Origin of the sequence: Streptococcus dentapri (assembly GCF_042649885.1) — a bacterium.
Lineage (GTDB): Bacteria > Bacillota > Bacilli > Lactobacillales > Streptococcaceae > Streptococcus > Streptococcus dentapri.
The window spans coordinates 1-23,904 of record NZ_JBHSAC010000024.1 but is presented as its reverse complement, the minus strand read 5'-3'; the positions used below and the strand labels follow the sequence as shown (position 1 = coordinate 23,904).

The following is a 23,904-nucleotide window of genomic DNA, read 5'->3' as shown; positions in this document are numbered from 1 at the left end:
TTCCCCACAGGTTGATGGAAACGATGCATTTCATCATTCTCATACCATCTCATCCAGGTGTAGATTTGACTATCATTCTTAATTCCCAAGGTCTCCATGATGACCTTATTGGACTTACCTGCCTTTTTCATTTCAATGCAGGCTAACTTAGTTTCTAACGAATAGGCTTTTTTGATCATAACAAAACACTCCTGTTTCTAGTTTACTAGATTTCAACAGGAGTGTTTTTCTTCTGTCTCATGTTAGGGGGGCAGTGCCAATTGAGGACACCATTTTTATTGTCAATAATCTCTTAAAAACTTTAACCTTACTACATCATACCGCCCATCATTGATGGATCCATGGCTGGTGCAGCCGGAGCAGCTTCTTCTGGCTGGTCAGCGACAACAGCTTCTGTTGTTAAGATGAGACTGGCCACTGATGCAGCATTTTGTAAAGCTGAACGACTAACCTTCACAGGATCAATAATACCGGTAGCAACCATATCAACCCATTCACCATTAGACGCATTGAAGCCTATTCCTACTTGGCTGCTCTTGAGTTTTTCGATAATCACTGAGCCCTCATAACCAGCATTTGCAGCAATCTGACGAACCGGTTCTTCAAGGGCGCGTAAAACAATATTGCGACCAGTAGCTTCATCTCCTTCTAAATCAAGTGCAGCAACCTTTTCAATGACATTGACAAGAGCTGTACCCCCACCGGAAACAATACCTTCTTCAACCGCTGCACGTGTTGCGTTGAGCGCATCTTCAATTCGAAGTTTCATTTCTTTTAGTTCAGTCTCAGTTGCTGCTCCAACTTTAATAACAGCAACACCACCTGATAATTTAGCTAAGCGTTCTTGTAATTTTTCGCGATCAAAGTCAGACGTTGTTGTTTCCAACTGCGACTTGATTAAAGCAACACGGTTAGCGATAGCGGAAGCTTCACCGGCTCCTTCAACAATAACAGTTGAATCTTTGTCCACCGTAATCTTAGCTGCTTGTCCTAAAGAAGATACAGTGGCATCTTTGAGTTCTAAACCTAAATCTTCAGTGATGACTGTAGCACCTGTTAAAATGGCAATATCTTCCAACATAGCCTTACGGCGGTCACCAAACCCTGGTGCCTTGACTGCAACAACATTGAAAGTTCCACGGATCTTATTGAGAACCAGAGTAGGGAGAGCTTCACCATCTACATCGTCAGCAATAATCAATAGAGGACGGCTCATTTTAAGTACTTCTTCCAATAAAGGCAGGACATCTTGGATATTTGAAATCTTCTTATCTGTAATGAGGATATAAGGATTATCAAGATCAGCAACCATCTTCTCATTATCTGTTACCATATATTGTGAGAGGTAACCACGATCAAATTGCATTCCTTCAACTACATCTAGCTCAGTTTCCATACCGCGTGATTCTTCAATAGTGATGACACCATCATTACCTACACGTTCCATGGCTTCTGAAATATATTCCCCAACTTTTTCAGAGCGTGAAGAGACAGCAGCGACCTGAGCGATAGCCTCCTTATTGGCGACCGGCTGAGCGATAACTTTCAATTCTTCAACGGCTGTCTCAACAGCTGTCTCAATTCCACGACGGATACCAATTGGGTTAGCACCTGCTGTGACATTTTTTAGACCTTCACGAACAATCGCTTGAGTTAACACGGTAGCTGTTGTTGTACCATCACCAGCAATATCGTTGGTTTTCGAAGCCACTTCTGAAACCAACTTGGCTCCCATATTTTCAAAATGGTCTTCCAACTCAATTTCCTTGGCGATAGTCACACCATCATTGGTAATTAAAGGAGAACCAAATGATTTCTCCAAGACAACATTGCGTCCCTTAGGGCCAAGCGTTACCTTTACTGTATCTGCCAGAGTATCTACACCACGTACCATAGCTGTGCGTGCATCTGCTGAAAATTTAATATCTTTTGCCATAATATACTACCAAATCCATCTGTACGATAGACTTATTTTCCTTTCTCTCCAAAACTTAGACTAATACTGCTAAAATATCTGTTTCGCGAACAATTGCAACCTTATCTTGACCATCTTTCACTTCAAGACCGGCATTATTTTCCACTAAAACTTTATCTCCAGCAGCAACATTCGGTGCTATCAGCTCTCCCGTCAATGTACGCATTCCTTGACCGACAGAGACAACCGTTGCAGTCTTTGTCGCTTCGTGACTGGCTCCTGCCAGAACAAAACCACCAGCAGTTTTCTCTTCTGCCTCTTCAAATTTAACAACAATACGATCACCTAATGGTTTTAACATAATATCCTCCATCAATTAATTTTTAGCACTCTTATGTTATAAGTGCTAATTACATCTATTATTTTAGCATTTGGTCAGAATTAGTCAAGAAAAAACTCTACCTTTTGGCAAAGTTTTTTTAGTTATTTTATTTTAGCCTGATTTAGCTTTTCTTCAAAATCATCTATAACCCTTTGAACATTAAGACGCCCCTTGTAGATACCATAACCAAATATGAGCATTCCTAAGACACCCAGAACAATTAAGATGATTCCTATAATCAGAGCGATCAAATGTGCTGAGAGGGTATAGACCAGAATGACACCTATACTAGCGATGAGAAACATCAGAGTAAACCAACGCCCCAAATTTTCAATCATGTGCTTTTGATAGGTAATCTCTTTCTCATAGCCATCTACAAATTCTTTTTCTGTCAGCATAATCACTCCAAGTTATTTTAGTACTTCAATCCTGGATTGAAGAAACCAGTTATAACACCGAGGAAGGCGATTACAACCAAGAGCAGCATAACCATAATTGGTGAAATATTTTTCTTAGCCATTAGCCACCAACAAAAGACTACAAAGGCAGCTGTCAAGAAACCTGGATAAACGCCGTCCAATTGATCTTGCAGAACCAAGAACGTTTTCCCAGAAGAATTTTTTAATTCAAAAGCTGTTGTGATAGGTACCCAAGTAGCAGCAACGGCACCAACAACCATACCACCGACAATAGCAACGGATTTACGGATAGCTTGTCCTTGAGGACCAACCAAAACTTCAACGGCTTTATCACCAAGTTCATACCCCTTGAAGTAGGCAAAGCGCATACCAAAGTAGGCCAGTAGGTTCCAAACAATGATATAGAAGATGGCACCGACTGGTGATCCATTTGATGATAAACCAAGAGCAATACCCAAGATAATAGGAATCAAGGTACCAACAACAAGAGAGTCACCAATACCAGCTATAGGGCCCATAAGTCCGGCACGCAGACCATTGATTGTTTCGTCATCAACACCATCAGCTCCGTTGGCACGAGCTTCTTCCAAACCAGCAGTAACACCGACAACGAGGGAACCTAATTGTGGTTCAGTATTGAAGAAGGCCGTATAAGTTTGCATAGAACGTGCCTTATCATCTTCATTATCATAGAGTTCTTCAACGATTGGCAGCATGGAGGTCAAGTAACCAAAAGTCTGCATATGTTCTTGAGAAAAACAGGTTAAGTGACCATAATACCAATGGTGGAATGATTTTGTTAATGTTTTCTTGGTAATTTTCTTTTGAGCCATTTTAAATATCCTCCTCATCGTCATCAAAGTCAGCACTGCCTGCTGCCGCTACTTTCATGTTGCGCACGCTGGCAATTTCATAGAAGATAACAGCGAAGATAAGTGAGATAACAGCACTTGATACTAAGTTCAGACCAAGTGATGCGGCAAGAGTAAAGCCAACAAAGAACGGTACAAAGTCAACGGGTTTTTCAACAATTTGTTTTAAGAGGATGGCAATCCCCACACATGGAAGCAGCGAACCTACTGTAAAGAGGGTTTTCATTGGAATGCCGTCCATTGGAAGTGCGGTTTTAAGAGCTGTTACGGCGTCTGCACCTAACTTACACATGATTAAAGTTGGCAGGAATGAGAAGATGAAATGTGAAATCCAAGGAAGTCCCCAATCCACAGTATAAAGACGTTTATATTGTCTATTTTCAACAGCTTTCCAACCGATGTGCTGCCAAACCAAGTTCATAGTAGCTGTTCCGTAGAAAAGAACGGTACCGACTGTTCCTACCAGAGTCCCCATTGATTTAGCTAGGTTAGCCGCATCAGTAGAAGTGGCAGACAGTCCTTGTGAGTGAATAGCTACCATGGCAAGCGGAATCCCGATATAGGATACCGCACGAACATCGGCTGATACAGTACCGCCGGGTGTTACCAGAGCGATGTAAACCAGTTGCATAGCAACCCCACAAACAATACCTGTCTTGAGATCTCCAAGAACAATACCGCAGACGAGACCCCCGACTAAGGGACGGCCCAGAGTGTAGTTACCAATACTGGAACCACCCATACCAGGCATAGAAGACAAACTAGCGAATAGGCCTAAAATAGCGGCCTGTATCCAAGAAATTGTCATAACATTTCTCCTTTTCTATTTGGTAAGGACAAATTGTCCTCTATTATTTTATTTAATAGCCAAACTTACTCTTGAAGTCAGACCAGTAACCGATTGAAACATCTGGTAGAAGTTGGAATTTCACCTTATAGCCAGCTTGTTCGATCGCTTCAATAGCATCTGCCTCTTCTTGAGTAATTGATTGGTTGTTGCCAAGTTTAACTGCTCCTGGACGATCGTTAGCCGGACCAACGATAATTTCTTTAATATCATCAGGAACAAAACCTTGATCAACCAAGATTTCTTTCATATCAATAGGATTCTTTGTAATCAAGAAATAACGACTATCAGATTCTAAAACCTTCTGAGATTTTTGTTTGAAGGCTTCTTTAGTCCAAACAAAGGTTTTCTTATCGGAAGCACCTTTATAAGCTTGAACAAGCACCTTATTGCCAGCTGCTGCGTCGTTAACGGCGATAAGTCCATCACATGGGTATTCTTTTGCCCAACGTGTTACAGTTTGACCGTGGATCATACGGTCATCAATACGTACAAATGATATAGACATGAATAAATTCTCCTTTTTATTTTAAATATCATCATCTTCGTCGTCTGCTTCAGCCGCAGCGACTTTAAATTGTTGAAGGGCAGAGGAAGCTTCTGACAGGATATTTTCCGCCAAGGCATCGCCTTCAGCTAAATCTTTCATAACAACTGCGGTTAAAGCTGCTGTTAAGTTCATTCCTCCAATAACAACTGCTGTACCCAATTTACCTTTTTCCTCGAGAACATTGAGGAAAGTTGTCAAGGGACTGCCGCCGACAATATCAGCTAAAATGATAAAATCGTCTTCTGGCTTGGTTTGTGCTGCCAGATCTTCCTTGACTTCAACAGCAAATTCATCAACTGATTTACCATCCTTCAAGCCAAAGGCTAGAACTTGATTAATTTTATCACCAGCAAACATAGCTAATGAGGTCTTGAGACCTTCAGCTAAGCCACCATGACTGACTAATACTAGATACTTCATAGGACCCTCCTTCTTTAATTGTCTATATTTTACAAAAACTGAAAGCGTTTTAAAATTGTAGATTGTCACTTTCTGTCATTGACAATCCTCACTCAATAATTGACATTTGTCACATTTTAGCAAAAACATTAGGGAGATGAGATTCCACATGTCCTAGTTCTTCTGATTATTGAGTTTCTCCTGAATATCTTGAAGGTCACCATCCAGCGTTCCTTTAGTTATTGACTGGGTAATCAGATAGTCTGCTTTATCCATAATCTCTTGGGATTGAGAATTACTTGGCTGGACTCTGGACCGTGACAACATCCCATCTAACGTGTCTGTTGTAAGAGCACTGCTCCCGAAATTGTCTCTACTGAATTGTTTTGCAATCGTATCATTCTGAACAACACTCTTCTTCACAGAAGCCCCTGATGACTCTATCATCAGCTTGGTCTGATAGTCGTCTTTTGTCAGTAAGGTCATGAATTCCCATGCTAAGTCCTTATACTGACTTTTAGAAGAAATACCAAAAAGCGAGGTTTGTAACTGATTAGGTACCACCTTTTTTGACTTGACTGGCATTTGAACACAGGTCCACTCAAAGGAAGAGTATTTAGAAATGTGATAGGGATAAGGTTTATAAGTTCGATATTCTGCTAAGGTCATCGGCATAAAAGCTACTTTCCCTTTATCAAAATCATCAGAGCTGACCTTGGTTGCGCCGGATAATTTGTCTAATTTAGTGTAGAAATCCAAAGCAGACTTAATACCTTCATTATTGATAGAAACTGACCCTGAAGGCTCATTTGAAAAGATAGATAGACCATGGGCAGATATGGCATCCTGCCAACTATAATCTGTGACCCCAAACTGATCCAACTGTCCATCACCATCTGTATCTCGTGACAACTTCTTACAGAGCTGATAGAATTCATCCAAACTCCAACCAGACGAAGGTATCTCAATATCAGCAGCTTCCAGTAAATCTTTGTTGATGCAGAGCATCATAACGTTATTTTCATAGGGTAGACTATAACTCGTTCCCTGATACTGACCAGCTTTTAAACTAGCCGGATAAAAATCATTAGTGTCCAATCGGTTCATATAAGGATTAAGATTGAGCAAAACCTTATCTTGAGCCAAGGAATTGAAACTACCATCGGGTAACATAAAAACATCTGGGGTCTCGCCCAAAATAATTTTGTCTGAAAGCCAGCTGCTATAACCAGCTTTATCAATACCACTTTCATAAACCACATCAACCTTGGGGTGCTTTTTCTCAAATTCCCTAATCGCCTGATCAATCATCTTTGTTCCTTCGTCTGTAGGAACATCCCAACTACTATCGGTGTAAAGACCTATCTCTAAACGGATAATATGAAACTGACTCCAATATACCAAGTTAGAAAGCGCCATCAAGACCAAAAGAAGACCAGACCAAAAGCGCCAGTTAAGATTTTTTAACTTTGATATATCCATATTTAATCCTCAAAATTATGGGTTGTTACACCAGTCTGTACTGCCCAAATAGCCAACTGCGTTCGATCCCTCAAGGATAATTTTGACAGAATATTAGAGAGGTAATTTCTAATCGTCCCTTCGGATAGATAGAGTTTGGTAGCAATTTCCTTATTGGATAGACCAAAGCCTATTTGTTGGATAATACGCCAATCTGTTTTTGACAAATCGGAAACCTGAGTATCTTCAACTTGAATATTCAGATTAGATTGTGCCATTTGTGAGAAAATTTTAAAAACCTTGGTAGCAATGTCAGGATTGAGCATTGATTTGCCATCATAGACAGTAACAACAGCCTGATAGAGTTCATCTGTAGAAACCCCTTTAAGCAAATAGCCAGACGCTCCAAATTTTAAGGCACTAAAAATAAAATCATCATCATCAAAAGTTGTTAGAATAATGATTTTTACCTCAGGATGCAATTCTTTAACCCTCTGGGTACACATGACCCCATCCATCTTAGGCATCCGAATATCCATTAAAATAACATCTGGACGTTCGGATGCAATAGCTTCAAGTACTTCAAAACCATTGCTAGCAGTGCCAACAACTTCGATATCATCATGGGCTGAGAGAATAATTTGGAGGGAATCCCGAATCAATTCCTGATCATCTGCAATCATCACCTTAATCATGATTAGTTCCTTTCGTTCTTGGGATAATAATTTGTGTCAAAAAGCCTTGGCTGCCATCATAAATAACACTACCGCCAACCATACTGAGCCGTTCCTTCATCTGCATGAGACCGTAGCCAACATTAATATGCTCACAGCCCATGCCATCATCTCGGATGGTGATGCGATAATAATGCTCATCTTGATAGCAATGAACTACTACCTGATTAGCATGGCCATGGCGTAGAGAATTAGTCACTGATTCTTGAATAGCCCGAAAAATAATATCTTCAGTGGTAATGTCTAAATCAGCATCTCCCCAATCATAAATGAATTCAATTTTAAGCTTGGAAAGACTCTGGTACTCGACTAACATATTTTCTAAAGCTCCTCTTAAGGTATGACCTTCTAAGGCTTCTGGTCTAAGTCGATTGAGTGATCGTCTAACATCTTGGATACTATTTCTGACGACCAGAGACATCTTATTGACCTGCTCCTTGGCCTTATCTGGGTTCATATCAATCAAGACGGAAACAGCATCCATACCAGAGGAAATACCAGTCAAAGCGTGCCCCAAAGTATCGTGGATTTCACGGGCGATGCGCTTACGTTCTCTATCTTCCGTTATTTTTTCGGTCAAATCCGCATAGGCATTGAGGTCTTCATTGATTTTGGAAATTTCTTGTAATTTTTCCTGCATCTCCTGCCGTTCTCTGGCACTGATAACAATATAAAAAATGAAAGAACCAAAAAACGCAACTAGATTTAAAGAATAGAGCAAATTCTTGATCAACTTAAATCCAAACTGGGTTCTATCAGCATAAAAATTTAAATAAGTATCTACATCAGGAATTTTAATCATACTGGATAAGACATCGTTGTCCGACAGTAAAAGTAGCAGAGAACTGATGAATAGAACCAGGGCCCAACTGCGTTTACGCTGCAAGATGGTATAATCTAAACTATAAAAAATATCCAAAAATACTAGTAAAATGATACCATTATAGGAATACTGTAGGGTTACGAAAACGCTCAACATGAGAAAAATTTCCAACATGAGCAAGCCAATCGAAGTTCTCCTGGCTCTCAAATAAATGACTCCAACAAGGCAGAGATAACCCCCCAATGAAGTGAAAAAAACTAAAGTGGGCGACTGAGGAGCAACCTCCAAATTTTCCAGCAGGGATTGGCTTAAATGATGGGCAACAATATACTTACTGCTCAAGAGATAGGTCATGCCGATATTCCAAATGGCTAAGAAGTTGATCACGACGAGGATATAACGCGATATATTGATAACTCTTTGGCTTGTCATTATTCCCACCCCGTTAGATTGTAATGAGAAATGTTATCCTTATCAACTAATTTAACTGGAATAGTAATCGTTTTTTCAACCTTTTTCCCATCCAAAAGTTTATAGGCAGCTGTGATACTTTGATTAGCCATTTGAGTAGGAAATTGAGCAACAGTGACTAGATTATTATCCTTCTTAGAAATCAGTGATTTGATATCCGGCGAACCATCAACACTATAAACAGCCGTATTTTTGGATAAATTAAGGTTCTCCAATGCCGCTAAAGCTCCGATAGCACTGCGATCATTGATTGCCATAATAGTGTTGATTTTAGGATTTTTCGCCAGAGCCTTTTCGGTCAAAGGCATGGCTAATTCAGTCTGCCCCTGAGCATTGGCTTGACCAACAATCTGATAGGCCTTGTACCCCGACAAGGTATCCTTAAAACCCTGCAAACGCTCATCAGCCGAATAGGTATTTTCATGAGCTAATAGATAAATGGTAGCTGATGACTTGCTGCCCATTAGATGCTTCCCTAATAAAACGCCGGCATGATAGTTATCAGATACAACCGTCGTATCTGCTAGATTATCAGTAATCTGACTATCCAAAGCCACAACTTTGATACCTGATTTTTTGGCCCGTCTCACTGCTGCCTGCAACCTCTTATTATCCCCACCATTGACCGGATTAATAATGAGAGCATCCACCTGCTGATCGACAAAGTCGTTCACCTGTTCTGCCTGCTTAGAGCTGTCCATGGCAGGATCGCGTAGCAAAAGAACATCCCCTTTTTCATCTGTTACCTTTTTTATCTGGGAATTAAGATAGCTATAGAAGCTGTTATTCATCGTCATATAGGTCACCCCTATCTTCCTTTGTCCTTGAACAGCCGGCTGATAGTGATAATAGGCGTAAGAAATACCGATAAAGAGTAAAGCTATCAGGAAATTCCCCAATATAAATGTATGCTTTTTCACACAATCACCTATAAAATCTCTTCTTCTAAGACTCTGGCAATACCGTCATGATTGTGGTCAAGGGTCACCTTCCCGATACACTCTTTAAGCGGCTCTGGAGCATTCCCCATTACAACACCTTGACCCACTGTCTCCAACATCTCCAAATCATTGTAGTTATCACCAAAAGCCATGGTCTGTGCCATTGGAACATCATAATAAGTAGCTAAGGTTGTAACAGCCTGTCCTTTATCAATACCAGTTGCCATAATTTCAATTAAATGCGGTAAGGACCTGGCGATGGAGAGTTCGGGAAACTGCTCTTTCAGCTTGTTCAATACTTGTTCTGTCTTTTCTGGCGGGCACATAATGAGAACCTTGTGTGCTTCATTTAAAGAGGACAATTCTGCCAGACTCCTAGTTTGGGATTCTAGCCCAACCACAAGTTCTTCATTTCTAACCAAATTATGAGCTTGGTGAGAAGAAAACCAATTTTGGTAACTGTAGATATTCCAAGCTAAGCTTTTATCTTCTTTTTCTATTAACTGACAAATTTCAAAAACCTTGTCAGCAGGCATGGTTTTTGAATCAATAACACTACCATCTTGAGCCTGAATTAAGGCGCCATTGTAAGCAATCAGGGGACTGGTAATCCCGATACTATCCATAATAGGCTGGATGGCCTCTGGCATACGGGCAGAAACTGGCACAAAATAAATGTTTTTGGCAGCACAAGCTCTAATAGCTTGCTGCGTCTCTCTTGTCACAAGATGGTCATGATTGAGCAATGTCCCATCAATATCACTAAAGATAATCTTCATCAGTTGACCTCCTAGTTTCAGTTATCTCTATTATAACATTTTCTAGGCCTAGATTCTGCAACACTAATAATATAAAAACGACCTGAAATATTTCTATTTCAGGCTATTTAATATATGAAAGTCAGATATTTGTCGGGAAAGCTAACTGAGATTTAAAAAGGCAGTTCTTCCTCTTCTAAAACAAGGTCGCTCAGTTCATTGGCACCATTGTTTTCACGTAAAGCACGCTGGGCACGACTCTCTAAAAGTTGGAAGGATTGTGCTAGAACCTCTGTAACATAGTGCATCTGCCCATCTTTTTCATATTTTCGTGTCCGCAGTTCGCCATCCAATGAAAGCAAACTCCCCTTACCGGCATAGGAAGTCAGAGTTTCAGCCAGTCTCCCCCAGATAACCACATTAACAAAATCAGCCTGACGCTCGCCTTTTTGATCTTTAAAGCGTCGATTGACAGCAAGGGTTACATGAGTGACCGATCGTTCTGAAGGCGTCTTAGCCATTTCTGGGGTTGCTGTCAAACGTCCAATCAAAATCACTTTATTATACATATTTTCACCTCCTATCTTCTTATTCGTAAGTTGAGAGAGAAAATGAATTTTTATCTTAACTATCAAAAATGAAAGTGGAACAACTAATCCAAAATCTTTGATTTTGAGTTTGGTCCCCCCTCACATTTTCTATTTAGTTTTTCCAATGCTTTTGAGCATCGAAGGCTTCTCCAATGGCAGTATCATCATCTAGTTCGATAATTCCGAGCTTCTGCGGAGCGTTAGGCAGGGCTAATTCGCGCGGTGAACACATCATGCCATAGCTATCTTGACCACGGAGCTTTCCAGGGAAGATGAGACTGCCATTTGGCATCATAGCGCCAGGCAAAGCCACAATTGTTTTGAGCCCCACAGCTGCATTAGGTGCACCCGCAACAATTTGCACCATCTTATCCTCAGCGATTTGTACTTGACAAATATTCAGGTGATCACTGTCTGGATGAGGCGTCATTTCTATGATTTGTCCCACAACGAAAACCGGTGTCGGTGTAGCTTCGAGTTTTTCTTCAAAATCTTCCTTGGCTAATTCTATATTTAAAATAGCCACAGCATCGGTTGATGGGAAAATCTGTCCCTTACCATTAATTTCAATAAGATAAGAGACATTAAAGATATTCCAAGCAAGAGTTTCACCACTATCCTGAGCAAATATACGGGCTATTTTACCTCGACGCTCTACACTGCGTTTGACATTCTTGGTATCTTGTAAAATAACCATTAAAACGTCGCCAACTTGTTCTTCATTATATGCAAAAATCATTGTTTTTTCCTTCATCTTTATTTAATCCTGCTAGGAATTGATTGATTTCATCCTTAGTCTTACGGCGTTTATTAACCAGTCTCCCAATTTCTCGACCATTTTCCAGAACCACAAAACTCGGAATCCCAAAAACATCCCATTTCTGAGCAATGATCATATAAGTATCGCAATCAACACTGATAAAAGTAAACTCTGGGTTTTCTGCCTCAATTTCAGGCATGACCGGATAAATAAATTGGCAATCCGGACACCAGTCAGCTTTAAAAAAGAAAACCTGTTTATCAGGCTTTTCAACATAGGAGGCTAATTCCTCAAGTGTTTTAGGTTCAATCATGGATCTTCTCTTGATAAGTGATTTGACCACTTTCATCATAGATAAAGTCAAATACACGCCCATCCTCTAAAACAACACCGCCTATCAGCTGATTGGAGGCAGACTCATAGGACTTGATATAGACGACCTGAATAGTTCCTAATTGACCGAAAAAATCCCTCAGCTCTGCTATTCCCCGAGATTCTTTTTCATCCTGAATTTTATTTTGAAGTTTATAGCCTAGGGCAGTCAAACCAGCTAATCCAATAAGACCTGATGCTAGCAAGATTTTTCTATATTTCATGCTCCTTATTTTAACACAAAAGCCCTTATTTGGCGAACCACGACTTCGACTGTCATCAAGGATCTCTCACTCAAAAGCACAGACTTTGTGTTAAAATATATAAGTATAGAATTGAGGTCAGTATGTCAGATTTATTTTCAAAAATTGAAGAAGTAACAGCCCTTCACGGGATTGCTGGACATGAATTTCAGGTGAGAGATTATCTGCGTCAAGCTATTACCCCGAATGTTGAGCGTGTGGAAACAGATGGTTTAGGTGGTTTATTCGGTATTAAAGACAGTCCGATTAGCAAGGCTCCCCGTATCATGGTGGCTGCACACATGGATGAGGTTGGTTTTATGGTCAGCGACATCAAGCTGGACGGCACCCTGCGCGCTGTTGCGATTGGAGGTTGGAATCCCCTAGTAATGAGTTCTCAACGCTTTACCTTGTTAACGCACTCTGGGGAACAAGTCCCAATTATTTCAGGGTCAACTCCACCTCATTTGCTGCGTGATAACGAGAGACAAGCCAGTCTACCAAAGGCAGCTGATATCATCTTTGATGGTGGTTTTACGGACAAGGCAGAAGCGGAAAGTTTCGGAATCATCCCCGGTGATATCATCGTGCCGGATAGCAAGGCTATTCTCACAGCTAATGGTAAAAACGTCATCAGTAAGGCTTGGGATAACCGCTATGGCATTCTCATGGTGACTGAACTGCTAGAAAACCTTCGCCAAGAAGAACTCACTAACACCTTGATTGCCGGGGCAAATGTGCAAGAAGAAGTCGGCTTACGTGGAGCCCATGTATCGACCGCCCAGTTTGATCCCGAACTCTTCTTTGCGGTTGACTGTTCCCCTGCCGGTGATATCTATGGCGATCAAGGTAAAATCGGAGAGGGTATTCTGTTGCGCTTCTACGATCCGGGGCACATCATGCTCAGAAACATGCGCGATTTTCTACTAACAACTGCAGAAGAAGCTGGGATTAAATACCAATACTACACTGCCAAGGGCGGAACCGATGCCGGAGCTGCACATTTACAAAACAAAGGTATTCCATCCACAACCATAGGAGTTTGCGCTCGCTATATTCATTCTCACCAGGCTCTCTATAATATGGATGATTTTTATCAGGCTCAGGCCTTCTTACAAGCCATTGTCAAAAAGTTAGATCGTTCAACTGTTGATTTAATCAAACAGTACTAATTAGCAGAAAGGATGAGGCCTCATCTGTGTTCCTAGCAGTACTAGAAGGCAGATATGGGGCTTAGATAGATATGAAAATTGGATTTATTGGTCTAGGTAAAATGAGTACGGCTATTATTCGAGGACTTAAAAATACCTCATTTGAAATAATAGCTGCCGGCCGTGATCCCCAAAAAACGGCTCAAGATGCTGAACAGCTCGGTATCACTGCTATTTCTGAACATCAGGCACTGATTGAGCAAGCAGATTTGATCATTTTGGGAGTGAAGCCTCAAGTTTTACCATCCATAACAGCAAAACTGCACTTTCGCCAACCTGTCATTTCTATGGCCGCAGGTATCAGTCTAAATCGACTGGCCGAGCTTATTGATGATAAACTACCTTTGATTAGAATTATGCCTAATATCAATGCACAGATTCTTGAAAGTTCAACTGCTATCTGTGGCAATGACAAGGTCGATGCAGGGTTAATGGATTTAGCTAAAGAAATCACCAATAGTTTTGGAAGAACTTTTGATATAGCTGAGAAAGATTTTGATACTTTTACCGCATTAGCCGGCTCCGGCCCTGCTTACATTTACCTCTTTATTGAGACACTGAGTCTAGCTGGGGTTAAACATGGGTTAACTAAAAATCAAGCATTAGATATTGTCAGCCACACCATGTTGGCCAGTGTCCAAAATCTCATAGCTAATAATGATAGCCCTCACGATTTAATCGATAAAATTTCAAGTCCAGGTGGGACAACAATAGCCGGCTTGCTTGAACTTGAAAAAAACGGATTAACGACCAGTGTTATTGCCGGTATTGATGCCGCAATCGATAGAGCTAAGAAATTGTAATAACTGATAATAAAAAAGCCTCTAAGGCTTTTTTTATCGCATTGTAGCTAAAAATTGCATTAGAAAAACCAAGACATTCATCAATATGTGGATAGCTATGCTATATTCAATGCGTTTAGACCATATAAGAACATAACCAAAGACAAGTCCGATACCAGTGTATGAAACCCAACCACCAATATTTCCTAAATCGCTGATTAAATGAACATAACCAAACAAGAAACTTGTCACTGCCAATCCTAGCCATTTCCATCTGCCAAAGCCAAAAACTTTTTCTAACAAGCATTTGCGAAAAATCAATTCTTCTAAGATTGGGGCAAATAAGATACCGAAAACAAGAAGTAAGTAAAAAGGCATGCCAGAATTATTGAGGGCATTTTGATTGGCCGTATCAGCCGACCCATTTAATAAAACCCGAATAACCCCACCAGTCAGATTGATTCCTATGGCTGCCGGAAAGCCAATCATATAAAGAGCCGCTTGGCTATCTTTAAATGCTTTCAACGATAGAGGCTCTTTCAAGAGCTTCATTAGGATAAAAACTAAGACCAAGACAAGTACAAGTCCAGCTACAGCTATCAGAGCTGGGACTGTATTTTTTAAATCCTTACCCTCAAATAAAAATTTCTGCGTATAAATATCCAGATACCAAAAGAAGATAGCTAGTAGAAACCATTTTAATTTATCAAGTGCAATTTTCATTATTTTTAGATTCCCTTCTAAATAGTAGGTTATTGATTTGGGACCAAAAAACTGGATTGACAAACTTTTTTTCTGTCCCATTTATATGACTTTTATTGCAAGAAGCCATACATGATAAAAAAGGCTATCAAATTATTTAAGGTGTGCAAGGCTATGCTATATTCCAAGCGCTTAAACTTAAAGGCAAAAAATCCTATAATGACGCCCATACTGGCATAAATTAAGGCAACTCCCCAACTATTTGGTGTATGAGCTAAACAAAACAGCAGACTGCTAACAATATAGCCCAACCAAGAGTTATTAAAAACCCGTTGCTGAATCAAACCGCGAAAGACCAATTCTTCAATTATCGGAGCAGCTATAACTATCATGATAAAGAAAAATAAGATTGGTGCATAATTTGTCATAGCATTCAGGGACTCTTGATTAGAAGAGCTTGTTTGCCCTTCTGCCCGTATCAAAATGCTAATTAAACCTTCGAGACAGAAAATAAGAAGATAAGCGGCAGGAACACCTAAAATGAGAAGCCACCAATTGATTTTCTTGTTCCCAATAAACTTCCACTTAATGAGAAGCCAGACTCCTAAAGCAACCACTAGCAACTCAATCACTAGAGAAATCCCAGTTCCTAAGATGTCTGGAGGTAGCATTTGACTAGGAGAGATCAAGCTATCCTTGTCATGAGTTTTTATCATAGTTCTTATTCCAGCAAAAACTCCGATGGCTGAAGGACCTATTTGCCCTGCTAACAAGACAACAATGGCTATTACGCTATATTTAAAACGGTCAATTGGTTTTATCATTAATGAGTCTCCTTTTTAGATTAGACAAAGATTAACTTACTTCATTTCTGAATCAACTCTATTGGACTTAACAACTAAGGTTATGATTATTTCAGAATTAGATGATTGAAATAATGGTAAGAAAGAGATTATATGCACGAAGGTTAGTCAGCATCAGACTAATGGCTTAAAGCAATAAAATGAGGGGGCCGATCGTTATTTTTCCATCCACTCTTTTACTTCAGCTTGATACCAAGATTTTAAATGTTTTCTCTTCTGCTTCGAAAATAGGTTATCACAACAATCATGAATATAATAAAGCCTGTCATCATCAAAGGAATAGAGAGTTGATAAATAGAGGTCATCAATGCTACAAAATCCCTGTCGCACTGGCACATAAAGTTATTAAACTTACCCCTAGCCAACGTTGCTTTAATTGAGTGAGATATTCTTTTTGGTCATAATTATTTTCTTGTCTTGAATGAAAAGATGTTATCAAATTAACTTAACACAAATAGTATGGCTCACTTTATATGATAAGTAAAGGAAATTTTTCATTTTCAAAGAAAAATGTGACAAGCAGAAATTTTATTATTAAACCTCATTGTCCTATCATATTAACACAATCGACTTAGCTTTGTCAATCAAATCTTAAAAACTCTCCCTATCAGTCATTAAATCAAGATAGAAAGAGTTTAAAATCGTTATAGCCAAGTATTATCTAGCTGTTTGTCCAATCGTAAAGACAGCCAAGGTATCTGGTCCAACATGGGCCGAAATAATAGGACCTAAGGGCATCGTCAGAACTTCTGAAATGTTGTCAGTCTCTAGCAATTTCTCTTTGAGACTTTCTGCACTCGCTTCATCATTAGCATAGGCCACAATAGCAGTGCTATCTTCAACATCTTGGATAGCTCTCTCCACCATCTCTTTCATACCTTTTTTACGACCTCGTAGTTTAGCTAGAGGAACCAATTTCCCTTCGCTATCTAACCAAAGCAGGGGCTTGATATTAACAAGACTTCCAATAACAGCAGAACTTTTAGAGAGACGACCCCCGCGCATCAGGTGATAGAGATTATCCACTAAGAAAAATGTCCGCAAGCGTGGCAGAATATCAATAATCATTGCCTTGGTTTCATCCAAACTAGCACCCTTATCACGCGCCTGCGCTGCTACTATTGAGAGGTAACCTTCACCACCAGCAGCTGCTCTCGTATCAATGATTTCAATAATCGCTTCTGGAAATTCCTCCAAGACCATCTCACGGGCAATGAGACTGCTATGATAAGTCCCTGATAGAACGGACGAGAAGGCCAGATAAAGCACCGGCCGCCCTTCTTGCGCATATTTTTTAAAAGCTGTCTCAAACTGGCCAACATTAACTTGACTGGTAGTTGGTTGACCACCATTTTTCATTGCTTCAAGTAACACGTCACTGGTAATGCGCTCAGGCCCTACCGTAGGATAATCCTTCCCATCCAAAGTAATGGTCAAGCCAAGAATATCGATGTCTTGCTGATCTGCCCAATCCTCATTTAGGTCAGCTGTAGAATCTGTTATTATTTTAAAGATCATTCTAATCTCCATTTGCAAATTAACTTGGGCTATTATATCAAAAAAAAGGGGAGTTTCCCACCCCCAGAGTTACAAATCATCCAGCAAATTTTTGAGCTGCTCTAATTATTATCATCAAAAGATTCCAAACGTGGCCTATATAGCTCAATATCTTAAGTTAACTTATTCAGATTTGACTTAAACCCGTCTCGATGCCTTCTTCTAACTCGCGAGCCTCAGCGCCCAGAGCACCTTACCAAAAAATCGGCCCCTTACGACTTCAACCATTTATAGCGGCTTCAACCAGATTCCGAAAGGGGTGCTAAACGCTGTTTCATTCTCTTGGGCAAAGATAACCGTCAACTGGTATTCATCACTAGCTGGTACATATTGGGTACAAAAACACAGACGATTTAATCGCTTCAAAGTTAGCATAGGAGCTGAGTTTACTTAGAAGAATATTTCTTGCAGTATCCAGTTGGTTAGTTTTGAAGAGTTGACAAATTTCCTGCCAAAAAGCAATTCTGTTGCAGCCGTCCACTAGTAACAGTTTTTTTACTTACTTGACACCTCTCTTAATTAGCTTTTAAAAAGAGTGGAAGACAAATCGGTGATTTCAGAGAAATTGGACTCTCCTCGCTCTTTTATTTCAGGTTCAGGTAAAAATCATCCAATGAGTAATTATTATCCTACTTCCACATAGTTCCGCTATCCCTTGTAGGGCAAGGCATAATCGGGTAATAGAGCTTCGCTTTCAAGAATTCCCAGCTTTAATAGTCCACTGGACTTAAAGCCAGCCAACTACTGCGTCTCTTAAGTAAAACTGTACAAAATAAAAGGGTAGGTATTTTTACTATCCCTTCAATACTTATGTCTAAAAACTTCATACATTAAAATAGCAGCAGCAACGCTGGCATTGAGACTTTGAACATGACCTGTCATAGGAACAGTAATCATCTCATCTACTTGCTTTTTGAGATTTTTAGAAATCCCTTTGCCTTCATTACCGATGATGAGGGCTAATTTCCCAGCTGTATTCCATTTGTCACTCGGTATCCCGTCCATATCGGTACCAAATATCCAAAAATCTGCTCCTTTGAGCTTATCTAATGTTTGGCTGAGATTGGTTACACGAGCAATGGGAACATGCTCAAGTGCTCCTGTTGAGGTCTTAGCAACAACAGGGGTAACACCAACTGCGCGATGCTTGGGAATAATGACGCCACAAACACCTGTTGCATCGGCGGTTCGTAAGATTGAACCAAAATTATGAGGATCATTGAGACCATCTAAAATTAAAATCAGGGGATTTTCCTGAGTCTGCGCTCTTTTTAAGATATCATCTAATTCGCTATAAGCAAATTCAGAAACTCGTAAGACAAAACCTTGATGGATAGCACCATCTGTCATTTTAGAAAGATTTTTTTTAGGTGTCCAAGAGATGGCAACCTTTTTTTCAGCCGCTAGCTCCTTTATTCTATCAACGTTCTTGCCACGCAAATCATCTTGAATATAGAGCTTGTTGCCCATATTGGCTTGGAGGCTCTCGGTAATCGCATGAACACCATAAACTAGATCATCTCGTTGGCTTTCATTTACTATTTTATTCTTCATAATCCTTATTATAGCATTAAAAACTAAAGTTTGAGTTGCCTTCGAATAAAAATGAAGGGCAAGTCTTGTGGTAGAACCCTAATTAGGAAACTAAGCAAATACTTTCTTCAGAACTTCACCTACGGTTGCCGCACCAATAACCTCAATCCCTTTAGGAATCTCAATCCCCTGAAGGGCATTTTTAGGAACATAGACCTTGGTAAAGCCTAGTTTAACTGCTTCCTTAATTCGTTGCTCAAGGCGGTTAATCCGACGGATTTCACCAGTCAAGCCAATTTCGCCAATAAAGGCGTCCTGAGGATTGGTTGGAGCTTCCTTGTAACTTGAAGCAATGGCCACAGCAACAGCCAAATCTATAGCCGGTTCATCTAACTTAACACCACCAGCCGATTTGAGATAGGCATCCTGATTTTGCAGGAGAAGACCGCAACGCTTTTCTAAAACCGCCATAATCAGACTGACACGATTGAAATCCAGTCCGGTTGTTGTCCGTTTGGCATTTCCAAAAACAGTCGGCGTGACTAGGGCCTGCACCTCAGCCAAAATCGGACGCGTTCCTTCTATGGTGACGACGATTGCTGAACCTGTTGCCCCGTCCAAGCGCTCCTCTAAAAAAACTTGACTAGGGTTTAGGACCTCAACGAGACCTCCCGATTGCATCTCAAAAATCCCGATTTCATTAGTTGAGCCAAAACGATTTTTAACAGCTCGTAAAATACGGAAAGTATGGTGGCGTTTTCCTTCAAAATAAAGAACCGTATCAACCATGTGTTCCAACATTCGTGGACCTGCTAGGGTCCCTTCCTTAGTCACATGCCCCACGATGAAGGTTGCAATGTTATTGGTCTTAGCCAACTGCATTAACTCAGCTGTGACCTCACGAACTTGGGATACCGAACCCTGTACACTGGAAATTTCAGGACTCATAACCGTTTGAATAGAATCAATAATCAAAAAATCCGGCTGAATGCGTTCAACCTCGGTGTGGATATTATGCATATTAGTTTCGGCATAGAGATAAAACTCATTGTCAATATCTCCCAAGCGTTCACTGCGCAGTTTTATCTGCTCAGCCGATTCCTCACCAGACACATAGAGGACTGTTCCTTGATTAGCCAGTTGAGTTGATACTTGTAAAAGGAGGGTAGATTTTCCAATTCCTGGATCGCCACCGATTAGGACCAGACTCCCCGGCACAACACCTCCGCCGAGGACACGGTTAAATTCATCCATACCGGTCTTGGTACGAGCGTAGTCAACAGAACTGACATCTTTTAACTTGGTTGGTTTTGTTTTTTCCCCTGTCAAGCTAATCCGAGCGTTCTTAACCTCAGCCACCTCAACATCCTCAACGAAAGTTGACCAACTTCCACAATTAGGACAACGTCCCAGATATTTAGGTGAATTGTAGCCGCATTCTTGACAGACGAAAGTCCTTTTTTTCTTAGCTATGATTGTTCTCCTTTCGTTATTATTCCAGCAGCCTGCCATTGAGTTAAGGTCTTTTCAAATCGTTTTTGATTTAAAATACCAATTTCCTTCAAATCGGCAGTTACCTGATAACCCTTCTGAGCCAAAGCTAAAACAGAAGCTTTAATACAACCGTTGCCATCAACACCTATGACTTCAAGGCTTTGTGCTCCGCAATTTTCCAAAAAATCCCGTAAAACCGGGCTCGTCAAGCATGAGGCGCGTCGCTTTTCAAAGATATGATCAGACACTACTGATAAGCCCTCAGCAAAAGTTTTGGGTTTAGAGTTCAATTCCCAGAAAAAACGGTTAACAACATAGATGACATGATCTTTGGGATAGGCTGAAATTTTAGTATTGACTGCTGTTAATAGTGAAGCGGGATAATCCTTTTTCTCTCCAACATAATCCGTCTGCATATCAATAACCAGCAAATAGTCTGCCACTTTATTTCCTACTTTCCAGTTGAGCCGAAACCGCCTGTACGTATACCCCTTGCTTCATCATCATCTGCTAGCAGAAAAGGCATAAAGACTCCCTGAACAATACGTTCTCCGGCTTCCAAGACAACTGATTCATTCGTGATGTTTTTCATCTGGGCAAAGATATGACCTTCATTATTAGGATTGTTATAATAATCGCCATCAATAACCCCCACTGAGTTAATGAGTACCAATCCTTTTTTACGAGGATTAGAAGAACGATCGAAAAGATAGAGAACTTCACCAGCCTGCATATAAGCTTTAACCCCTGTCGGTACTAAAACGATTGCTCCTGCAGGGATTTCTGTCCGCTCTGCCACTTTTAAATCGTAGCCGGCTGCGTGACCTGTTTCTCGTTTGGGCAGCAGGTCTTTATCCTTATAGTCAGAAATTAATTCAAATCCGCGAACTTTCATTGGGCACTCCTTAAGTCTTTTAGTGATAAACACAAGATTAAATGATAATATGTTCCTCAATTTCTTCTATTATAAATGATTTATTCGCAAAACAAAAGCAAAGATCGCGTAAGCCCGTCTTTTTATCGTCTGTTTGGTCTTTTATAAGTAAATTCAGTAGCAATTTATCCCCTAGAATCCATCTGCTTTTAAGCTGATAAAGTCCGGATAAACCGCTCTTTTTTTATCGTTTTATGGTATAATTAAGAAGATATTATGATATGGAGACCCATTATGAATAAACAAAAGATTGCTGTTTTAGGACCGGGTTCTTGGGGAACTGCCCTAGCTCAAGTTCTTAATGACAACGGGCATGAGGTACGCATTTGGGGTAATATCCCTGAACAAATCGATGAAATTAACAATCATCACACCAATACCCTCTACTTTAAAGATCTTGTTCTTGATGATAAAATCAGGGCTTATAAAGACTTGCATCAAGCCCTAGATGGTATTGACGCTGTCCTTTTCGTTGTCCCGACCAAGGTCACCCGACTAGTAGCTAAGCAAGTTGCTGAAATCCTTGATCATAAGGTGGTGATTATCCACGCTTCTAAAGGTTTGGAGCCAGGTACGCACGAACGGCTCTCAACAATCTTGGAAGAAGAGATTCCTTCTGACCTTCGCAGTGAAATCGTTGTGGTTTCGGGTCCTAGCCATGCCGAGGAGACAATCGTTCGCGACATTACTCTTATTACCGCTGCTTCTAAAGATTTGGAAACTGCTAAATACGTTCAAGAAATTTTTAGTAATCGCTATTTCCGCCTTTACACTAATAACGACGTTATCGGTGTTGAAACAGCTGGAGCTCTTAAAAACATTATCGCTGTCGGTGCTGGAGCCCTTCATGGTATGGGATATGGCGACAATGCCAAGGCCGCGGTCATCACTCGCGGATTAGCAGAAATTACCCGTTTGGGAGTCAAGATGGGGGCTGAACCCTTGACCTACAATGGCCTGTCCGGCGTTGGAGATTTGATTGTTACAGGAACTTCCGTCCATTCCCGAAATTGGCGTGCTGGTGATGCCTTAGGACGCGGTGAAAAACTCGAAGATGTTGAAAAAAATATGGGAATGGTTATTGAAGGAATTTCAACAACCAAGGTAGCCTATGAACTTTCTCAACAACTAGGTGTCTATATGCCTATCACAACCGCTATTTACAAAGCCATTTATGAAGGAGCCGACATCAAGGAATCTATCCTAAATATGATGTCCAATGAACTTCGATCAGAAAACGAGTGGCAAGAAGGCTAATAATTCTCACATACATTTTAGAAAAAGGAAATCTTATGACAAAAGTTAGAAAAGCTGTTATCCCAGCAGCCGGCTTAGGAACACGTTTCTTGCCGGCAACCAAGGCGCTAGCCAAGGAAATGCTGCCAATTGTTGACAAACCAACAATTCAATTCATCGTTGAGGAAGCACTAAAATCTGGTATCGAAGAAATCTTGGTAGTAACCGGTAAGGCTAAACGCTCTATCGAAGACCACTTTGACTCTAATTTTGAGCTAGAATATAATCTTGAACAAAAAGGCAAAACTGATTTGCTTAAACTGGTCAATGATACTACTGCCATTAATCTCCATTTTATCCGTCAAAGTCATCCCCGCGGTCTGGGGGATGCTGTCTTACAAGCCAAGGCCTTTGTTGGTGATGAGCCCTTTGTGGTAATGCTGGGAGATGATCTCATGGACATCACCGATGACAAGAATATACCACTGACCCAACAGCTCATCAACGACTATAAGAAGACCCATGCATCAACGATTGCTGTTATGCCTGTTCCCCATGAAGAGGTGTCGGCCTACGGTGTTATTGCACCTCAAGGAGAAGGGCAGGATGGCCTTTACTCTGTTGAGACCTTTGTAGAAAAGCCTCAACCAGACGATGCCCCAAGCGATTTGGCCATTATCGGACGTTATCTCCTAACTCCAGAAATTTTTGATATTTTAGAAACACAAGCTCCTGGGGCTGGTAATGAGGTACAGTTGACCGATGCCATTGATACACTCAACAAAACTCAGCGTGTCTTTGCTCGTGAATTTGTGGGGAACCGCTATGATGTTGGTGATAAATTTGGTTTTATGAAAACTTCTATTGATTATGCCCTGCGACATCCACAAGTTAAAGACGAACTAAAACAATACATTATTAATTTAGGTAAAGAACTTGAAAACAGTTCCAATAACTAAAAAAAACAATTTCCAAAAGGAAATTGTTCAGACTGAAGACAAAGCTCTTGGAATTGCATTTCTAAGAGCTTTTTGCTCTGTTTAGGAGTATACTAAA

Annotated in this window: 28 protein-coding genes; 4 read left to right on the top strand and 24 right to left on the bottom strand. The window is 40.5% G+C overall.

Features of this window, described 5'->3' with window-relative positions:
* Nucleotides 1-310: 310 nt before the first annotated feature.
* The 16 genes from groL to ACFOSE_RS02690 form a co-directional block, all read right to left on the bottom strand.
* A complete protein-coding gene (gene groL / locus ACFOSE_RS02765; protein ID WP_380430214.1) occupies nt 311-1,936 on the bottom strand; it encodes a chaperonin GroEL in 1,626 nt (541 codons plus the stop codon).
* Nucleotides 1,937-1,991: 55 nt separating this feature from the next.
* Nucleotides 1,992-2,276, bottom strand: a complete 285-nt coding sequence (gene groES / locus ACFOSE_RS02760; protein ID WP_380430212.1) for a co-chaperone GroES — start codon at nt 2,274-2,276, stop codon at nt 1,992-1,994.
* A 122-nt stretch (nt 2,277-2,398) separates the two neighbouring features.
* Nucleotides 2,399-2,695 (bottom strand): DUF202 domain-containing protein, encoded by a 297-nt coding sequence (locus ACFOSE_RS02755; protein WP_380430209.1) that lies wholly within the window; start codon nt 2,693-2,695, stop codon nt 2,399-2,401.
* A 17-nt stretch (nt 2,696-2,712) separates the two neighbouring features.
* Entirely contained in the window at nt 2,713-3,549 is an 837-nt protein-coding gene (locus ACFOSE_RS02750; protein WP_380430207.1) for a PTS system mannose/fructose/sorbose family transporter subunit IID, read from the bottom strand.
* Nucleotide 3,550: 1 nt separating this feature from the next.
* Nucleotides 3,551-4,396, bottom strand: coding sequence for a PTS mannose/fructose/sorbose/N-acetylgalactosamine transporter subunit IIC (locus tag ACFOSE_RS02745; protein WP_380430204.1), 846 nt, complete (start codon nt 4,394-4,396; stop codon nt 3,551-3,553).
* Nucleotides 4,397-4,448: 52 nt separating this feature from the next.
* Nucleotides 4,449-4,943, bottom strand: coding sequence for a PTS system mannose/fructose/N-acetylgalactosamine-transporter subunit IIB (locus tag ACFOSE_RS02740; RefSeq protein WP_380430202.1), 495 nt, complete (start codon nt 4,941-4,943; stop codon nt 4,449-4,451).
* 21 nt (nt 4,944-4,964) lie between these two features.
* Complete coding sequence (locus tag ACFOSE_RS02735) at nt 4,965-5,405, bottom strand: PTS sugar transporter subunit IIA (protein WP_380430200.1); 441 nt, start codon at nt 5,403-5,405, stop codon at nt 4,965-4,967.
* A 153-nt stretch (nt 5,406-5,558) separates the two neighbouring features.
* A complete protein-coding gene (locus tag ACFOSE_RS02730; RefSeq protein WP_380430197.1) occupies nt 5,559-6,866 on the bottom strand; it encodes an ABC transporter substrate-binding protein in 1,308 nt (435 codons plus the stop codon).
* A 2-nt stretch (nt 6,867-6,868) separates the two neighbouring features.
* Nucleotides 6,869-7,540 carry a response regulator gene (locus tag ACFOSE_RS02725; RefSeq protein ID WP_380430194.1) on the bottom strand — a complete coding sequence of 224 codons (672 nt, stop codon included), beginning with the start codon at nt 7,538-7,540 and terminating at the stop codon, nt 6,869-6,871.
* Nucleotides 7,533-8,834 (bottom strand): sensor histidine kinase, encoded by a 1,302-nt coding sequence (locus ACFOSE_RS02720; RefSeq protein WP_380430192.1) that lies wholly within the window; start codon nt 8,832-8,834, stop codon nt 7,533-7,535. The genes ACFOSE_RS02725 and ACFOSE_RS02720 overlap by 8 nt, the downstream gene beginning before the upstream one ends.
* Nucleotides 8,834-9,793 carry a substrate-binding domain-containing protein gene (locus ACFOSE_RS02715; protein ID WP_380430190.1) on the bottom strand — a complete coding sequence of 320 codons (960 nt, stop codon included), beginning with the start codon at nt 9,791-9,793 and terminating at the stop codon, nt 8,834-8,836. Before ACFOSE_RS02715 ends, ACFOSE_RS02720 begins: the two co-directional genes overlap by 1 nt.
* An 8-nt stretch (nt 9,794-9,801) precedes the next feature.
* Nucleotides 9,802-10,593, bottom strand: a complete 792-nt coding sequence (locus ACFOSE_RS02710; RefSeq protein WP_380430188.1) for a Cof-type HAD-IIB family hydrolase — start codon at nt 10,591-10,593, stop codon at nt 9,802-9,804.
* Nucleotides 10,594-10,745: 152 nt separating this feature from the next.
* A complete protein-coding gene (locus ACFOSE_RS02705) occupies nt 10,746-11,141 on the bottom strand; it encodes a single-stranded DNA-binding protein (RefSeq protein WP_380430186.1) in 396 nt (131 codons plus the stop codon).
* Between the two features lie 133 nt (nt 11,142-11,274).
* Nucleotides 11,275-11,901: a YtpR family tRNA-binding protein gene (gene ytpR, locus ACFOSE_RS02700; protein WP_380430184.1), complete on the bottom strand. Its 627-nt coding sequence runs from the start codon at nt 11,899-11,901 to the stop codon at nt 11,275-11,277.
* Nucleotides 11,885-12,235, bottom strand: a complete 351-nt coding sequence (locus ACFOSE_RS02695; RefSeq protein ID WP_380430182.1) for a thioredoxin family protein — start codon at nt 12,233-12,235, stop codon at nt 11,885-11,887. Before ACFOSE_RS02695 ends, ytpR begins: the two co-directional genes overlap by 17 nt.
* On the bottom strand, nt 12,228-12,518 hold the full coding sequence (locus ACFOSE_RS02690; RefSeq protein ID WP_380430180.1) for a DUF4651 domain-containing protein: 291 nt from the start codon (nt 12,516-12,518) through the stop codon (nt 12,228-12,230). Before ACFOSE_RS02690 ends, ACFOSE_RS02695 begins: the two co-directional genes overlap by 8 nt.
* Before the next feature lie 122 nt (nt 12,519-12,640).
* On the opposite strand from ACFOSE_RS02690, the gene pepA reads away from it, so the two are divergent.
* A complete protein-coding gene (gene pepA, locus ACFOSE_RS02685; protein WP_380430177.1) occupies nt 12,641-13,708 on the top strand; it encodes a glutamyl aminopeptidase in 1,068 nt (355 codons plus the stop codon).
* Between the two features lie 71 nt (nt 13,709-13,779).
* Nucleotides 13,780-14,550, top strand: a complete 771-nt coding sequence (proC, locus tag ACFOSE_RS02680; protein ID WP_380430175.1) for a pyrroline-5-carboxylate reductase — start codon at nt 13,780-13,782, stop codon at nt 14,548-14,550.
* A 33-nt stretch (nt 14,551-14,583) separates the two neighbouring features.
* Here proC and ACFOSE_RS02675 read toward each other — a convergent pair whose 3' ends face one another.
* The 8 genes from ACFOSE_RS02675 to ACFOSE_RS02640 all read right to left on the bottom strand — a co-directional run bounded on the left by ACFOSE_RS02675 (nt 14,584) and on the right by ACFOSE_RS02640 (nt 21,573).
* Nucleotides 14,584-15,252 carry a CPBP family intramembrane glutamic endopeptidase gene (locus tag ACFOSE_RS02675; RefSeq protein ID WP_380430172.1) on the bottom strand — a complete coding sequence of 223 codons (669 nt, stop codon included), beginning with the start codon at nt 15,250-15,252 and terminating at the stop codon, nt 14,584-14,586.
* A 92-nt stretch (nt 15,253-15,344) separates the two neighbouring features.
* Entirely contained in the window at nt 15,345-16,055 is a 711-nt protein-coding gene (locus ACFOSE_RS02670; RefSeq protein ID WP_380430169.1) for a CPBP family intramembrane glutamic endopeptidase, read from the bottom strand.
* Nucleotides 16,056-16,751: 696 nt separating this feature from the next.
* Nucleotides 16,752-17,612 (bottom strand): DegV family protein, encoded by an 861-nt coding sequence (locus ACFOSE_RS02665; RefSeq protein ID WP_380430166.1) that lies wholly within the window; start codon nt 17,610-17,612, stop codon nt 16,752-16,754.
* A gap of 355 nt (nt 17,613-17,967) precedes the next feature.
* Nucleotides 17,968-18,132, bottom strand: coding sequence for an NYN domain-containing protein (locus ACFOSE_RS02660; protein WP_380430163.1), 165 nt, complete (start codon nt 18,130-18,132; stop codon nt 17,968-17,970).
* Between the two features lie 320 nt (nt 18,133-18,452).
* Nucleotides 18,453-19,205: a 23S rRNA (guanosine(2251)-2'-O)-methyltransferase RlmB gene (gene rlmB, locus ACFOSE_RS02655; protein ID WP_380430160.1), complete on the bottom strand. Its 753-nt coding sequence runs from the start codon at nt 19,203-19,205 to the stop codon at nt 18,453-18,455.
* Between the two features lie 90 nt (nt 19,206-19,295).
* Nucleotides 19,296-20,696 (bottom strand): DNA repair protein RadA, encoded by a 1,401-nt coding sequence (gene radA / locus ACFOSE_RS02650; RefSeq protein WP_380430158.1) that lies wholly within the window; start codon nt 20,694-20,696, stop codon nt 19,296-19,298.
* A complete protein-coding gene (locus ACFOSE_RS02645) occupies nt 20,654-21,121 on the bottom strand; it encodes a cysteine hydrolase family protein (protein ID WP_380430155.1) in 468 nt (155 codons plus the stop codon). Before ACFOSE_RS02645 ends, radA begins: the two co-directional genes overlap by 43 nt.
* Nucleotides 21,122-21,129: 8 nt before the next feature.
* Nucleotides 21,130-21,573, bottom strand: a complete 444-nt coding sequence (locus ACFOSE_RS02640; RefSeq protein WP_380430153.1) for a dUTP diphosphatase — start codon at nt 21,571-21,573, stop codon at nt 21,130-21,132.
* 273 nt (nt 21,574-21,846) lie between these two features.
* On the opposite strand from ACFOSE_RS02640, the gene ACFOSE_RS02635 reads away from it, so the two are divergent.
* Together ACFOSE_RS02635 and galU are read left to right on the top strand one after the other, a co-directional pair.
* Nucleotides 21,847-22,869, top strand: a complete 1,023-nt coding sequence (locus ACFOSE_RS02635) for an NAD(P)H-dependent glycerol-3-phosphate dehydrogenase (RefSeq protein ID WP_380430151.1) — start codon at nt 21,847-21,849, stop codon at nt 22,867-22,869.
* Between the two features lie 35 nt (nt 22,870-22,904).
* Nucleotides 22,905-23,807 (top strand): UTP--glucose-1-phosphate uridylyltransferase GalU, encoded by a 903-nt coding sequence (galU, locus tag ACFOSE_RS02630; protein ID WP_380430149.1) that lies wholly within the window; start codon nt 22,905-22,907, stop codon nt 23,805-23,807.
* Nucleotides 23,808-23,904: the final 97 nt, after the last annotated feature.

Bases quoted from the DNA above. Each gene is read 5' to 3' on its own strand.
- ACFOSE_RS02695 (WP_380430182.1), bottom strand. From the start codon at position 12,235: ATGATTGAACCTAAAACACTTGAGGAATTAGCCTCCTATGTTGAAAAG.
- galU (WP_380430149.1), top strand. From the start codon at position 22,905: ATGACAAAAGTTAGAAAAGCTGTTATCCCAGCAGCCGGCTTAGGAACA.
- ACFOSE_RS02690 (WP_380430180.1), bottom strand. From the start codon at position 12,518: ATGAAATATAGAAAAATCTTGCTAGCATCAGGTCTTATTGGATTAGCT.
- ACFOSE_RS02640 (WP_380430153.1), bottom strand. From the start codon at position 21,573: ATGAAAGTTCGCGGATTTGAATTAATTTCTGACTATAAGGATAAAGAC.
- ACFOSE_RS02735 (WP_380430200.1), bottom strand. From the start codon at position 5,405: ATGAAGTATCTAGTATTAGTCAGTCATGGTGGCTTAGCTGAAGGTCTC.
- groES (WP_380430212.1), bottom strand. From the start codon at position 2,276: ATGTTAAAACCATTAGGTGATCGTATTGTTGTTAAATTTGAAGAGGCA.
- ytpR (WP_380430184.1), bottom strand. From the start codon at position 11,901: ATGATTTTTGCATATAATGAAGAACAAGTTGGCGACGTTTTAATGGTT.
- ACFOSE_RS02740 (WP_380430202.1), bottom strand. From the start codon at position 4,943: ATGTCTATATCATTTGTACGTATTGATGACCGTATGATCCACGGTCAA.
- ACFOSE_RS02670 (WP_380430169.1), bottom strand. From the start codon at position 16,055: ATGATAAAACCAATTGACCGTTTTAAATATAGCGTAATAGCCATTGTT.
- ACFOSE_RS02750 (WP_380430207.1), bottom strand. From the start codon at position 3,549: ATGGCTCAAAAGAAAATTACCAAGAAAACATTAACAAAATCATTCCAC.
- ACFOSE_RS02745 (WP_380430204.1), bottom strand. From the start codon at position 4,396: ATGACAATTTCTTGGATACAGGCCGCTATTTTAGGCCTATTCGCTAGT.
- proC (WP_380430175.1), top strand. From the start codon at position 13,780: ATGAAAATTGGATTTATTGGTCTAGGTAAAATGAGTACGGCTATTATT.
- ACFOSE_RS02675 (WP_380430172.1), bottom strand. From the start codon at position 15,252: ATGAAAATTGCACTTGATAAATTAAAATGGTTTCTACTAGCTATCTTC.
- ACFOSE_RS02635 (WP_380430151.1), top strand. From the start codon at position 21,847: ATGAATAAACAAAAGATTGCTGTTTTAGGACCGGGTTCTTGGGGAACT.
- ACFOSE_RS02730 (WP_380430197.1), bottom strand. From the start codon at position 6,866: ATGGATATATCAAAGTTAAAAAATCTTAACTGGCGCTTTTGGTCTGGT.
- rlmB (WP_380430160.1), bottom strand. From the start codon at position 19,205: ATGAAGAATAAAATAGTAAATGAAAGCCAACGAGATGATCTAGTTTAT.
- ACFOSE_RS02755 (WP_380430209.1), bottom strand. From the start codon at position 2,695: ATGCTGACAGAAAAAGAATTTGTAGATGGCTATGAGAAAGAGATTACC.
- radA (WP_380430158.1), bottom strand. From the start codon at position 20,696: ATGGCAGGCTGCTGGAATAATAACGAAAGGAGAACAATCATAGCTAAG.
- ACFOSE_RS02710 (WP_380430188.1), bottom strand. From the start codon at position 10,593: ATGAAGATTATCTTTAGTGATATTGATGGGACATTGCTCAATCATGAC.
- ACFOSE_RS02720 (WP_380430192.1), bottom strand. From the start codon at position 8,834: ATGACAAGCCAAAGAGTTATCAATATATCGCGTTATATCCTCGTCGTG.
- ACFOSE_RS02725 (WP_380430194.1), bottom strand. From the start codon at position 7,540: ATGATTAAGGTGATGATTGCAGATGATCAGGAATTGATTCGGGATTCC.
- pepA (WP_380430177.1), top strand. From the start codon at position 12,641: ATGTCAGATTTATTTTCAAAAATTGAAGAAGTAACAGCCCTTCACGGG.
- groL (WP_380430214.1), bottom strand. From the start codon at position 1,936: ATGGCAAAAGATATTAAATTTTCAGCAGATGCACGCACAGCTATGGTA.
- ACFOSE_RS02705 (WP_380430186.1), bottom strand. From the start codon at position 11,141: ATGTATAATAAAGTGATTTTGATTGGACGTTTGACAGCAACCCCAGAA.
- ACFOSE_RS02665 (WP_380430166.1), bottom strand. From the start codon at position 17,612: ATGATCTTTAAAATAATAACAGATTCTACAGCTGACCTAAATGAGGAT.